We start from the raw sequence: 13,162 nt of genomic DNA, 5'->3' as shown, positions 1-13,162 counted from the left end.
TTTTTCTAAACTGATATATTCTACTTTAAAGGTGTAAGTCCTGCATAAAAAGAAAACACCTTGATTGTTATCAAGGTGTTGTAATAAGCTCAAAACTATCCGAATCAGCCCCAAGCACAAAAGGACTAACCTCACCAACGCTATAAAGGTGCAATTCATGCATTGCACGCGTACAAGCAGTGTAGAACAATCTACGAACGCTCTCATCGCTGTACACATCTTTAGAAGCATCGTAAATAATAACAGCATCAAATTCGATACCCTTCGCTAAATAAGCAGGGATCACGACGACGCCTTGCTCATACTCGGCTGAGTTACTCTTCACGAGTTTAATATTCTCGATATGATTAAGTGCTTCGTAAGCAGCGGCGCTTTCAGCCGCAGATTTACATATAATTGCGATCGTATTGTGCTGCTCTGTTTGTAGTGCAGCAACTTTAGCAGTAATATGTTCGTGTAGTTCGTTGTGATTAGCTACTTTCGTCACTGTAGGTTTCGCGCCGTCACGTTCAAAGGCGTGAATGTTCTTCCCTTCCGGTACGAGAGCACGTGTAAATTCAATAATCGGTTTTGTTGAGCGATAGCTACGAGTTAAGTTAATGCCGTTTGTTTCGTCTGGCCCGTATAAATTCGTAAGTGTATCGAAATTCACCGTTTCACTCGCATGGGCAAATATCGCTTGGTTAAAGTCTCCGAGTACCGTCATTTTTGCGGCAGGGAAGAGACGTTTTAAAAACTCGAACTGGAACGGAGAGTAATCTTGTGCTTCATCTACGAGTACGTGTTTAATCGATCTGTTCGTTTGGAAGCCTTCAATTAATTCTTTTAAAAGTAAAAATGGAGTCGCATCCTCGTAATATAGCTTTCCTTCATCAAGCATGTTTACTGTTAATGAGCAAATGTCATCCCATTCTTTCGGTTTTTCCCCAGTAACCCATGATGCATCTGTGAAAAGTTGTTTATATATGCCTGTAAAATTGATGAAACGCAATGTTTGAACGCCTTTACGAAGTGGCTTCATTTTTTTACGGACAATCATACGTCCGAGTACTTTCGTTTCTTTCTCAAAATCATTAAAGGAGTTGTCGTCAAACTCGCCTTTTTTCTGCAAGTATTTATAAGCCTTTTGATATTCGTCTTTACTAAGTAGTTCAATTTCTTCTTCTACCCAAGGCTTTTTCAGTTCTGCTTTTTCAAGTGCATCTATTTGCTTATTTAGCCAATCCGTTAACTTTTCAATTCTATTATTGAAACGGAGGGAGGAGTCTGTATTGTAAAATTGCTCTGTAATTTCTTTAGCTGAGGCGATTAGTTTCCCTCTAAATTTCATTCCTCTAAATAGCATACCTGAAGATTCAAGAGATTGTCTGTACGCTCTAATCATCTCGAAAAATTGAGTGGATGCTTTAAATCGGATGCTCGCATTTCTCGTTTTATAGGTAGGGCTATTTGTTTCAGTTAGCATATATTCTAATTGCTCATAAGGGTCTTCAACGTCAAATGACTTACTCAGTCTATGATTTAAATATTCTTGGAATGTCACTTGCTGCATATTTTCTTCGCCGAGTTCAGGTAGTACGTTAGAAACGTAGCTATTGAACATAGAGTTAGGGGAGAAGAGAATAATTTGATCCGCTTTTAGCCATTCGCGATATTTATATAGTAAGTAGGCGATTCGCTGCAGGGCAGCTGACGTTTTACCACTACCAGCAGCTCCTTGCACGATAAGGAGTCGGCCTTCATCGTGACGAATAATTTCATTTTGTTCACGCTGAATTGTAGCGACGATACTTTGCATATGTTTGTTCGTACCTTTTCCGAGCGCTTGTTGCAAGATTTCATCGCCAATTGTAAGGCTCGTATCGAACATAGAATCAATCTCGCCATTTTGAATAATGTATTGTAATTTTTTCTCCACATTACCGTGGATTACGCCTCCTGGTGTACTGTACTCAGCTGGTCCTGGTGGATAATCGTAGTATACACTCGAAATAGGTGCGCGCCAGTCATATATAAGAAAGTTTTCTCCGCTAGCATCCGTAAGTGTAGCAACACCGATATAAATTTGATCCGCAGCAGATTCTCCTTCTTCTTTGAAATCAATTCGTCCGAAATAAGGTGCTTTATGCATGCGTTTTAGTGCGGCAAGTCGATTAAAGGTGTGCTTATGAGTAATTTGTGTGACAGCTAATGACTGAGCTTGTTGTCTTAAGTTGATAACTGTTTCAAGATAATCATCAAAAGTATCCGTGTTCACTTTCACATCATCCCAAAAGTGTTTACGAATATTGATTACTTCTGCCCGGCGTCTGCCAGTTTCGTTTTCCAGTTTATCAATTTGCTCCGTAATTGTCTCGATTACGGTATCCAATCTTTTTTGCTCTAAATCAAGTTTTTTGTTCATACGGTAAGCACTCCTTTAAAAGTGAAAAATAGAGGTTGACTGAAGATGTGTTTTGGTGTACAATTAAAATACGGATAAATACGTTCCTTTCATTTTAGAAAACGTGTTTCTGTACTAATTTAACATAGTTTTTGAATTTAATCAATGATAATAAGATAAACCTTGGTTCTGCGTGGCGTGGATCAAGGTTTTTTTTGTGTTTTTCTTTAAGGAAGAATTGCAATTTTATTGAGGAGAATGTAAGTAAAGCAAAGAAGAAAATCAGGAATAGGGGGATACTGATGCAAAAATATTTTGAGGAAGCGCATCGTTTTTGTTCTCGTAATAGAAAGCACTTAGAAAAGGATGTTATATGTGGTTGTTTCTATTGTTTAGAAATTTTCCATCCAGAAAAAATTACAGAGTGGTGGGATGATGATAACACAGCAGTTTGTCCGTATTGTGGGATTGACTCTATTATAGGGGAAAGTTCAGGATTTAGAATCACAGAAATGTTTTTAAGTGAAATGCATAAAAGATGGTTTTAGTTAAACGAATGACAAAATAAACTTTCGTTAACGAAGAGGATACATAAAAAAGCTCGGGCCGAAGCCCAAGCTTTTTACTTCATTATTTCTTTTCTTCTTTTTTATCGTCAGCTTTTTTCTCTTCGAAAAGATCTTTTAAATCTTTATCGTCAACTTTTACGTCAGCTTTTTTGATTTCTTTCATCATAAGATCATTCATGAATGCAGCATCTTGTGCTTTCTTCTGAACTAGATCTTTTTTGATGTCGCCTTTTACTTCATCAAATGGTTTTTGTTCTTTAATGTCTGTTACTTTAATGATGTGGTAACCGAATTGTGATTTCACAGGTTCGCTTACTTCATCTTTTTTCAGCTTGTAAGCAGCATCTTCGAATTCTTTAACCATTTTACCAGCAGTAAAGTAGCCAAGGTCTCCGCCTTTTTCTTTTGAACCAGTATCTTCAGAGTATTGTTTCGCTAACTCTTCGAAAGATTTACCTTGTCCAAGTTCTTCTTTAACCTTTTTCGCAGTAGCTTCATCTTTTACAAGAATGTGGCTTGCTTTAATTTCAGGCTTGTAGTTTTCTTTTAGTTCTTTATCAGTGATTGTTTTCTCGATAGCTTTTTCTTGAGCTAATTGAGCACGCACACCAGTTTTTATAGTTTCTTCTTTAATACCTTGTTGTTTTAATAGTGTATCGAATTGATCACCGTATTGTTTTTTCATTTCATCGAACTTTTTGTCTACATCTTTGTCTTCAACTTTGTAGTTTTTAATAAGTACTTTTTCCATAACCATGTTGTTTAGTACTTGTTTACCAGCTTGTGTCTTCATTTGATCGTAGAATTCTTCTTTTGTAATGTCACCAGCTTTAGATGTAACAATTTTGTCTGATGATGATGTTCCACATGCTGATAATGCGATTACACTTGTTGCGGCTAAGGCAAGCATAGCTTTCTTCATTCGATAAACACTCCTACTATTATGTATTTTTAATTTATCCTACACCAATGAATTTTGATTCATAAGAGCCCGATTAAGTCTCACTGATACTTTTGCTTTTTTATATTGGTAAAGCGCGCTTAACAGGGCTTACCGAGGCTGAGGATAAAGTTTTGATGAATGTTTTGTTCTATAGTATAAGCAATATGTACAAAATTTAATATATCATATTTCGAACCGTTTTCATATTGATAAAGAAAAATTAACCAGCACGTGTCAGATTTTGAAAGTGTGCCATATTGGGCGTATGCCGCATATACAGAATAGAGGAGGGGATGGGGATGAATTCTCAACTTATTTTATTACTTGTACTGTTTATTTTATTGGTTATTGTAGGTATAATTTGCTTATAGAGGAAAAAAGTGAGGAAGGGGCTTTCCTTCCTCACTTTCCATGAAATATAATTTCTATATAACTAGAAATTAATAAAATTGTTATACATACATTAATAACCCGAAAGACACCGGGCTGGCGGCTCGCAGCTATTTGTTTTCGTTCACACAGTGTATGTGTCATGAAATTCGTGTAAAATATAACAAGAAGTGCAAATGCGACAAAAACAACTGTTATAAGTGTCATGAGGCGAGACCTCCTTTTGGCTAAAATACATATACATATACATATATTGTATCACACGATATTTTGTTCGTGTTACAAAATTCAGAAATAGAAGACTTTGTGTTAGAAAGTGAGGGAGAAAATGGACGTTGTTAGAAGATTAGAACAAGCTGAATACTATGTAGACCTACTATTTAAAATGATTGATGAAGAGAAGTGTCCATTTTATTCTTTGATCATAAAGAAAAAAGCTCGTAAAAAAGATATTGAACGTATACTAAATCTTTGTGAAAAACTGAACGAGCAATATGTAGTGGAGAAAGCAGAAGGGCTTCTTTTGTTCGATGCGCTGTTAGATCAATTTGAAAAAGCGCTTCCACATCAGCTCGAAGTACACGAAACTGCGGAAGCGCTAGCAAAACAAGGTTTATTTAAGCCGCTTATGAATGAATTCTTAAGCATGATTGCGAAAAAATAAATAGATTATTTCTTAACTAACTTTTGATCGGATTCTGTAAAGTTCTCTTCAATATCTTCTAATGATTTCTCAAAAATATCGATAAAGTCTTGTCCGTAAATATTACGCAGGATTGCAATCAGTTCGATATTTTCTGGGAACTTCCCATAAAAATTACGAAGTGCAAGAGCCCCATTAAACACTGAATTATTTTCAGGATCATACTCCTCCATTAAGCGAAGTAGTAATTCTTCCCCTTTGTCTGTAATTTCAATGTACGTATTTCGTTTATCATCTTCCTTTTTTGAGAATACAAGATAGCCGCGTTCTTCTAGCTTTTTAGAGAAGTTAAATGCCGTTGATACGTGCATAACTCCAAACTTAGCAATCTCAGAAATAGAAGCCCCTTTTAAATGATAAGCGATTGTTAAAATATGATGTTCATTAATATTTAAATCGTAAGGTTTAATCCACTGCTGCCAATCTTTCTCTACACATTTCCATAACGCTTTCGATAATTGAGCAATGCGTTGGCTGAAAATCATCGCTTCTTTTACCGAGTAATCTTTTTCTCCACTTTTCATTTACTCACCCACTTTAACATTCTTTTTCATTACTATCTATTATGCCAGTAAAATAAAAATTAATAAAGTCTTTTTGTAAGAATTGTGAAAATTTTTTAACAAAATGACATTCTATACAAATCATGCATAACTATGGAAGCGTTTTATGAGTCGTGAATACATGCGTTGTCCTTACATGTTAATTGATAACATATATTGTAAATGCATAAAAACACGGCATATCTATACGATATGCCGTGTCAAGGTCAATTTATATAAAAAATATTTGTTATATGCAAAAAACTAAGCAGGAATTTGTTTACGCTTTTTCTGGAACAGCTTCTTGCAGTTTCTCAATTGACTTTTGGATGTCCAAAATTTCTTTCTCAATATGGCGCTTGTTTTGAGAAATATCTTGCTTCCAGTTAGAAAGTGTATCGTGCATATCGTCTTTTAATTCTTGGAACACTTCTTTACCTTCTGAAGCAGTTTCAACGATTTGACGTTTTAATAATTTCGTATCAGCTGTAATATCAGCTAAAGTCTTTTTAATATCATTTCCTTTTTCTTTTAACTTGCCGCGCATGTCTTTACCAGAAGAAGGAGTTGAGAAAAGAACGGCTAGTCCAGCAACTGCTCCGCCGCAAATAACACCTGTAATAAAGGATTTAGCTTTTGACATAAAAGGAGACCTCCTTATTTTTTGTTCGTATTCATGATGTGAAAAAATATGCATATCTTTCTTATATGTGCTATGCACAAACAATCATCCCTGAGCATTTTAGGTGAAGAAACAAGCCATGCGGAATTTGATGACTTCAGGGAAGTGGCTTGTTATGTATTACGCCTTCTTATAGTGTCATTATTTCACACTATTTGCAATTGTACTTGCGATGTTTTGTAAATTTTCCATAGTGTATTCATTTTGGTGTGATTTCCAAACAGCACCGAAACCATCTTTTTCACCGTAGCGTGGAATTAAATGAAGGTGGAAGTGGAACACAGTTTGTCCAGCTTTTTCACCGTTATTGTTAAGTAGGTTAAAGCCAACTGGATTAAACTCTGTTTTAATCGCATTTGCGATTTTTGGAACGACAGAAAAAATATGTGATGCGATTTCTGGCGTTAACGCAAAAATGTCTTGTTTGTGAACTTTCGGAATAACAAGAGTATGTCCTTTTGTTACTTGACTAATATCTAAAAATGCAAGCACATGTTCATCTTCGTATACTTTTGAGCAAGGGATTTGCCCGTCAATGATTTTACAAAAAATACAATTGTCTGCTGTATGATTCATTGATCTCATCCTTTCAAATATCCTTAGCCGTATTTTACCATAATTACATAAGAGAACAAACACGAAAAACAGGAAGCTGACTCAGCTTCCTGTTTTCTGAAGAGGGATTGAAAAAGCATTATCGTAATTTACGTTTCGCAGACACCTCATTTATTTAAGAAATGCACGGTAAATCGGCTAAAGTTTCTGCCGTAGACACCCCATTTTCAAGTGAAATGAATTGCAATCTTTTTTAAAATGAAATTGTTTATTTTTTAAAACAGTATATGCTCTTTCAGAGACACCCCGTTTCGAAAATGAAACAAATGATCTGGTTATGTGTAAATTTCATTGTCCAACTTGGACACCCCATTTCATGATGACTTCACTATGTTGTTGTACTCATCAATTGGTGGTTGCTTTTTCAATGTGTTCCTTCTTCAATAATTATGATGTCCGCTTTCGGGAAATTATATGCTAATAAATTTTAAAATTTTTTTTGAGTACATGGATACTATGTAGTACAGCATAATTTTTGGTAAGATGAATATAGAATGAATACTAATGAAGAAAGTGGTGTCGTATGAGCGAGTTATTGCGTGTAGAAAATGTTACAGGAGGATATACGAAACGACCTGTATTAAAAGACGTTTCGTTCTCTGTTAATAAAGGCGAACTTGTCGGCTTAATCGGTTTAAATGGAGCTGGTAAAAGTACGACGATTAAACATATTATCGGTTTAATGGAACCGAAAAAAGGAACTGTCACAATTAATGGGAAAACAATTCGTGATGATATGACAGCGTACCGTTCTAGCTTTTCATTTATTCCGGAAACGCCGGTATTATATGATGAATTAACGTTAGAAGAGCATTTGAAATTAACAGCTATGGCGTATGGCGTGGATGAAAAACAATATGAAGAACGTGTAGGACAACTACTACAAGAGTTTCGTATGAAAAATCGTTTAAAATGGTTTCCATCTCATTTCTCAAAAGGGATGAAACAAAAAGTAATGATTATGAGCGCATTTTTAGTGGAGCCATCTCTTTACATAGTAGATGAACCTTTCGTTGGATTAGATCCGTTAGCGATTCAATCCCTTCTTCAAATGATGGACCAAATGAAAAAGAGTGGTGCCGGTATTTTAATGAGCACACATATTTTAGCGACGGCAGAGCGTTATTGTGATTCGTTCATTATTTTGCATCAAGGTGAAGTAAGAGCGAAGGGAACGCTATCTGAACTGCAATCACAGTTTAATATGCCAGGTGCAACGTTAGATGATATTTACATTGCATTAACGAAGGAAGAAGATTATGAATAGCACAGCGTTATGGAAAGAACGATTTCGTCAATTTCTAAAAGAAGTTCGTACATATAGTAAATACGTATTTAATGATCATTTGAAATTTATTTTCGTGTTCATCATCGGTGCGGGAGCGTATTATTACCAGCAATGGTTACAAACGTTAACAACTTCGTTTCCAACTGCGCTCGTAATGGCAGTATTAATTGGACTCGTGTTAACGGCTGGATCCATTCAAACATTATTAAAAGAAGCGGATCTCGTTTACTTACTGCCAGTTGAAGAAAAGTTAAAACCTTACTTCACAAAGGCATTTCTTTTTACATTTATGATTCAGTTATACATAATCGCAATCGTAGCAGCCGCGCTTGCTCCGTTATACTTCCAACAAATGAAGCAAACAGGAGCTGGCTACATATGGATCGTACTCGCATTTGTCATTGTAAAAGCGTGGAATTTATTTGTAGCGTGGGAAAAGTCATTTTTAACAGATCAAAATATACAAAGGGCTGATTGGTTTATTCGTTTTATCCTAAACGGTTTATTTGTATATTTCCTTGTAGAACGTACTTCAGTTCTTTTCATTGGTGGAATCGTCCTTCTTATGGTGTTATACCTTGCTATCATTCATCAAATGGTCAAAGGAAAGCCACTAAACTGGGAGTATTTAATTTCCGAAGAAGGTAAGAAGATGATGCTGCTGTACCGCATTGCGAATATGTTCGTTGATGTACCAGCATTAAAAGAAAGAGTAGCCCGCAGAAAATGGCTAGATTTCATTCTGTCGATGATAGGCGAAAAGCGTACATATTTATACTTATATACGAGAACGTTCTTAAGATCTGGTAATTATTTTGGCTTATATGTGCGCCTGCTCGCTCTAGGCGGAGTTATTCTTTACTTCATTCCGTTTTTATATGGACGATTTATCGTAAGCCTTATCTTCCTATACTTAATCGGTTATCAGCTATTAACTTTATGGAAACATCACCGCATGAAAATTTGGCTTGATTTGTACCCAGTAGGCGGAGAAGAGAAGAAGAAAGATTTTCTTACTTTATTAAATGCAATTCTTATTACAGGTAGCGTTATATTTACAATTATATTTGCACTAGCAACGAAAGATTTCATGATGACAGGAATTTTACTTATCGTAAGCATATTATTTAGTATCGGTTTCGTTTACCAATACGGGGCGAAGCGCATTGAGCGTTTAAATTGAAAGGAATGAACCTATGATTACATACGAAGAGAAGGTTATAAAAGAATTGGAGCAGTGGAAAGCTACATTCATGAAAGATTCTTCTATGATGACACGGTTCTCCAAAAAAGTGCAGACGAAGGTGCAACAGCTCATTCCGGCGAAAGTACAAAAGGTACTAACAGAGACGATTCGTATGATGGTGCAAACGATTAGCGCCGGGTCAAACTTTATAAAGCCGAAGCTAAAAGAGACGACATGGTCACTGCAAAGACGTGACGATGAAGTTCGTAAAAAAATGGATGAGTACAAAAAAATAGCAGCGGCAGAAGGAGCAGGGACTGGAGCTGGTGGTATTCTCCTCGGTCTTGCTGACTTTCCGCTTTTACTTACAATTAAAATTAAATTTTTATTCGATGCAGCGACATTGTACGGATTTGATACGAGTAAACAAGAAGAGCGTCTTTTTATCCTTCACGTTTTCCAACTTGCCTTTTCAAGTGACGATCACAGAAAAGAAATATGGAAAGCAATCGAAACGTGGGATACAGAAAAAGAAAATCATATGGACTGGGAAAAGTTCCAAACAGAGTACCGAGACTATATTGATTTAGCGAAAATGCTTCAGCTCGTCCCAGTAATCGGTGCCCCAGTCGGCGCATATGCGAACTATCAATTACTGCAAAGGCTTGGAGAAGTGACGATGAATTGCTATCGTATGCGATTGCTGAATAGGGATTAAAAACAAGGCGTCCTACATATGTAATGTAGGACGCCTTTTCTTAGAAGCTAAGTCCGATATAGCTAATTCCAACTATAATCAATACGATAAAAAGTACAATGATTAATGAAAATCCGCTCTTACCAGCTTGTCCCGCTTCACCGCCGCCATTACCACCACTACCGCCATTACCACCAAGTCCCATATGATATCCTCCTTATTGTTATATGTTGCTTTTACTTTATAACTTTCTGTATTTTCCAATAAATACCTTCTGTAGCGCTAACTAAATTGAAAATCATTTCGTTTTGTTTTATAATTTACTTACCGAACGGTAAGTAAAAATAAGTGAGGTACAGTATGACGAAGAATTTACAAACATCGCAGAACATTGTAGAGGCATCATTTAAACTTATGGCAGAACACGGCATTGAGAAGATGAGTCTTTCCATGATTGCGAAAGAGGTAGGTATTTCAAAACCGGCTATTTACTATCATTTTTCTTCTAAAGAAGCGTTAGTTGATTTTTTATTTGAAGAGATTTTTTCTGATTATCATTTTACAAAGTACTTTAATGAAGAGCGGTATACGAAAGAAAACTTTGCAGAAAAGCTAATCGCAGATGGTTTACATATGCTCTCTGAGTATGAAGGGCAAGAAGGAATACTACGCGTTATCAATGAATTTATCGTAACTGCATCACGAAATGAAAAGTATCAGAAACGTTTATTTGAAATACAAGAGGATTTTTTGCATGGTTTCCACGATTTATTGAAGAAAGGCGCGAGACTGGGCGTTGTGTCACAACATGAAACGGAAGAAAATGCTCATACGCTAGCGCTCGTGATCGATAATATGAGCAACTATATGCTCATGGGATTCCAGTTAAAGTATAAAGAAATTTGGATTCGAAATGTGAAAAACGTAATGAAGGAGGAGTAAAAATGAAAATGCAAAAAAACTGGTGGCTCGGTTTTCTTGGATTTATTGGGGTTTATAAAATACCAGGTATGATTGAAGCTTTTCAAGCGGATGGAAATTGGATGAAGTTAATCGGTTTCATTTGGCTACTTTGGTTCGGATATTTTATTCCTGAGAAGAAAGAAGATTAAATTCCAATTTTCTGTAAAGTTACGTAAAATATAGATTGAGAGTATTCATATATTAGATTACTAGATTTGGAGTGGTTACATGGATCCATTGAAAAATGAAATTCACCCTGACATGGTCAAGGTGTGGAAAGTGCGTTCTTTAATTGAGCTAGGAATCAGTATTATAGTCATTTTTGCATATCTTTTCTTTATGATTAAGTTTAATTGGTGGGCTTGGATTTTCTATGTGCTCATCGGATTAACAATCGTATATACACCGTTTGATTACTTTACGTTTCCGAAACTACGTCAACGTTATTACAGCTACCAACTAAATGAAGAAGAACTTGAAATTCAGCATGGCCTTTTCGTTGTTAAGCGCGTATTAGTGCCGATGATTCGTGTACAGCACGTAACGATTGAACAAGGGCCAATTATGAGAAAATACGGATTAGCAGAATTACACATTTCAACAGCAGCAACTTCCCATAGCATCCCAGGTTTAACGATGTATGAAGCTGAAATGTTGAAAACGAAAATTGCAGAATTAGCGAAAGTGAGTGATGAGGATGTATAAAAGGCAGCATCCAATCACGATGTTATTAGAGTTAAAAATAACAGACTTTATACCACTCATTATTTTCATGTTTAGCTTAAACGGAAAGTTCCCGTTTTGGTATTTAATTCCCGCTGCATTCGGTTTACTCACCGTCTTTTCAGCGTTTGAAAAATGGTATTACACAACATACTGGGTTGAAAATAACGTATTACATGTGAAACAAGGTCTCTTTGTGAAAAAGGAGAGCTACTTAAATAAAGAACGTGTTCAAACGATTAATACAAGTTCTAACGTACTATATCAAATGCTCGGTTTGAAAAAAATTCAGATTGAAACAGCTGGCGGAGGCGATGAAGCAGAAGTTAGCTTAGCTGGAATTACGGTAGAAGAAGCGACAGAGCTTATCGCAATGTTAAATGAGTCGGCTTCAGAATTGAAAGTAGAAAAAACATTAGAAGAAGTAGAAGTAAAAGAAATTATTACAGAGGAAAAACAAGCGAGAGAATACAAATTAACGTGGAAAGAGATTTTAATAGCCTCTGTTACATCTGGTCAATTTGGATTGTTATTCTCATTAATCTTTTTTGTGTATCACCAAGTAGATGAGTACATTCCGAAATGGATAGAGAATAGCGTAAAGTCGTATGTAATGGAACATGATATATATGGCTGGATTTTGATGATAGCTATTTTGCTCGTCCTTTCGTGGATTATATCGACAATTGGTTATGCGCTAAAACATGGAGATTTTACAGTGAATCGAAGAAATGACGAAGTCCGTATTTCGCAAGGATTACTGGAGAAAAAAGAACTCGTACTAAAATTGCACCGTATTCAAGGGATTACGATAAAAGAAGGTATTTTACGCCAACCGTTCGGTTATTGTGCTGTGCAAGTAGAAGTCATTCAAAGTAAGGGAACGGATGACGAAAAAGAAAAAGTTACACTGCATCCTATCATTCGAAAAGATCGAGTGCAACAGTTACTCACGCATTTACAATTACCATACGAACTGAATGCAAATATTACTTCGTTACCAAAAGCAGCATTGCGCCGTTATCTCATTGATAGTTTCATCTTTTTCGCTATGCTCGCAATCCCGCTTACTGGAATAAGCATATACTTTGAAAAGTATTACATCATGTGGGCATTATTACCGCTCGCAATCCTTATCTTTACACTTGGATACGCAACATTTAAAACAAATGGTTACAGTGTTAACGGAGAACAAATTACACTTGTCTATCGTAGCGTCGGAAAATATACAGGACTTATTAGAAGAAGACACGTCCAATCAATGGAGAAGACACAATCATATTTCCAGCGCCGTGCGGATTTATGTACGTATAAGTTTTCGAGTGCATCATCTAGTTACAAAATAGAGCATACGAGAGTAGAAGATGCGGAGAGAATGCAGGATTGGTATAAGAAGAAGTTAAGTGAGAATTAAGTGGAACGGCTCGTCTTTCGCGGAAGACGGGCGATTTTTTTATGCGAAAATAATGAATAATATA

General features: G+C 36.1%; 16 protein-coding genes. 9 read left to right on the top strand and 7 right to left on the bottom strand.

The features are described 5' to 3' along the window. Positions 1–70: 70 nt before the first annotated feature. Positions 71–2,404, bottom strand: a complete 2,334-nt coding sequence (gene helD / locus IQ781_RS10335; protein WP_139846960.1) for an RNA polymerase recycling motor HelD — start codon at positions 2,402–2,404, stop codon at positions 71–73. Between the two features lie 281 nt (positions 2,405–2,685). Between helD and IQ781_RS10330 the strand changes: the two genes are divergently transcribed. Then, a complete protein-coding gene (locus tag IQ781_RS10330) occupies positions 2,686–2,931 on the top strand; it encodes a cytoplasmic protein (protein WP_069355163.1) in 246 nt (81 codons plus the stop codon). Between the two features lie 82 nt (positions 2,932–3,013). Here the strand turns inward: IQ781_RS10330 and prsA are convergent, their stop codons facing one another. Beyond that, positions 3,014–3,874, bottom strand: coding sequence for a peptidylprolyl isomerase PrsA (prsA, locus tag IQ781_RS10325; protein WP_000710058.1), 861 nt, complete (start codon positions 3,872–3,874; stop codon positions 3,014–3,016). 423 nt (positions 3,875–4,297) lie between these two features. Then, a complete protein-coding gene (locus tag IQ781_RS10320; RefSeq protein WP_000172690.1) occupies positions 4,298–4,492 on the bottom strand; it encodes a hypothetical protein in 195 nt (64 codons plus the stop codon). A 121-nt stretch (positions 4,493–4,613) separates the two neighbouring features. Between IQ781_RS10320 and IQ781_RS10315 the strand changes: the two genes are divergently transcribed. Continuing rightward, positions 4,614–4,949, top strand: coding sequence for a DUF1878 family protein (locus tag IQ781_RS10315; RefSeq protein WP_000383655.1), 336 nt, complete (start codon positions 4,614–4,616; stop codon positions 4,947–4,949). 5 nt (positions 4,950–4,954) lie between these two features. Here IQ781_RS10315 and IQ781_RS10310 read toward each other — a convergent pair whose 3' ends face one another. The 3 genes from IQ781_RS10310 to IQ781_RS10300 form a co-directional block, all read right to left on the bottom strand. Next, positions 4,955–5,512, bottom strand: coding sequence for an HTH-type transcriptional regulator Hpr (locus IQ781_RS10310; RefSeq protein WP_000834924.1), 558 nt, complete (start codon positions 5,510–5,512; stop codon positions 4,955–4,957). Positions 5,513–5,810: 298 nt separating this feature from the next. Further along, positions 5,811–6,173, bottom strand: a complete 363-nt coding sequence (locus IQ781_RS10305) for a YtxH domain-containing protein (protein WP_000030300.1) — start codon at positions 6,171–6,173, stop codon at positions 5,811–5,813. A gap of 180 nt (positions 6,174–6,353) precedes the next feature. Then, positions 6,354–6,788: an HIT family protein gene (locus tag IQ781_RS10300; RefSeq protein WP_001016841.1), complete on the bottom strand. Its 435-nt coding sequence runs from the start codon at positions 6,786–6,788 to the stop codon at positions 6,354–6,356. Positions 6,789–7,350: 562 nt separating this feature from the next. On the opposite strand from IQ781_RS10300, the gene ecsA reads away from it, so the two are divergent. Genes ecsA through ecsC form a run of 3 tightly spaced genes read left to right on the top strand, consistent with a single transcriptional unit; the run spans position 7,351 to position 10,019 of the window. Continuing rightward, a complete protein-coding gene (ecsA, locus tag IQ781_RS10295; RefSeq protein WP_001292603.1) occupies positions 7,351–8,094 on the top strand; it encodes an ABC transporter ATP-binding protein EcsA in 744 nt (247 codons plus the stop codon). Beyond that, positions 8,087–9,298: an ABC transporter permease EcsB gene (gene ecsB, locus IQ781_RS10290; protein WP_059304042.1), complete on the top strand. Its 1,212-nt coding sequence runs from the start codon at positions 8,087–8,089 to the stop codon at positions 9,296–9,298. The genes ecsA and ecsB overlap by 8 nt, the downstream gene beginning before the upstream one ends. Before the next feature lie 13 nt (positions 9,299–9,311). Further along, complete coding sequence (gene ecsC, locus IQ781_RS10285; protein WP_000634142.1) at positions 9,312–10,019, top strand: ecs operon protein EcsC; 708 nt, start codon at positions 9,312–9,314, stop codon at positions 10,017–10,019. Positions 10,020–10,059: 40 nt separating this feature from the next. On the opposite strand, the gene IQ781_RS10280 is transcribed toward ecsC, so the two are convergent. Beyond that, complete coding sequence (locus IQ781_RS10280) at positions 10,060–10,203, bottom strand: YjcZ family sporulation protein (RefSeq protein ID WP_000522759.1); 144 nt, start codon at positions 10,201–10,203, stop codon at positions 10,060–10,062. Positions 10,204–10,358: 155 nt separating this feature from the next. On the opposite strand from IQ781_RS10280, the gene IQ781_RS10275 reads away from it, so the two are divergent. The 4 genes from IQ781_RS10275 to IQ781_RS10260 all read left to right on the top strand — a co-directional run bounded on the left by IQ781_RS10275 (position 10,359) and on the right by IQ781_RS10260 (position 13,098). Further along, positions 10,359–10,940, top strand: coding sequence for a TetR/AcrR family transcriptional regulator (locus IQ781_RS10275; protein ID WP_000164838.1), 582 nt, complete (start codon positions 10,359–10,361; stop codon positions 10,938–10,940). 2 nt (positions 10,941–10,942) lie between these two features. After that, positions 10,943–11,110 carry a hypothetical protein gene (locus tag IQ781_RS10270; protein WP_000783813.1) on the top strand — a complete coding sequence of 56 codons (168 nt, stop codon included), beginning with the start codon at positions 10,943–10,945 and terminating at the stop codon, positions 11,108–11,110. A 79-nt stretch (positions 11,111–11,189) separates the two neighbouring features. Next, entirely contained in the window at positions 11,190–11,666 is a 477-nt protein-coding gene (locus IQ781_RS10265; protein ID WP_065211958.1) for a PH domain-containing protein, read from the top strand. Further along, positions 11,659–13,098, top strand: coding sequence for a PH domain-containing protein (locus IQ781_RS10260; RefSeq protein WP_063220302.1), 1,440 nt, complete (start codon positions 11,659–11,661; stop codon positions 13,096–13,098). The genes IQ781_RS10265 and IQ781_RS10260 overlap by 8 nt, the downstream gene beginning before the upstream one ends. Positions 13,099–13,162: the final 64 nt, after the last annotated feature.

The sequence above is a fragment of the Bacillus sp. N447-1 genome (assembly GCF_022701035.1).
Classification (GTDB): Bacteria; Bacillota; Bacilli; order Bacillales; family Bacillaceae_G; genus Bacillus_A; species Bacillus_A cereus.
The sequence above is the reverse complement of the archived record's forward strand: the minus strand, read 5'-3'. Positions and strand labels throughout refer to the sequence as shown.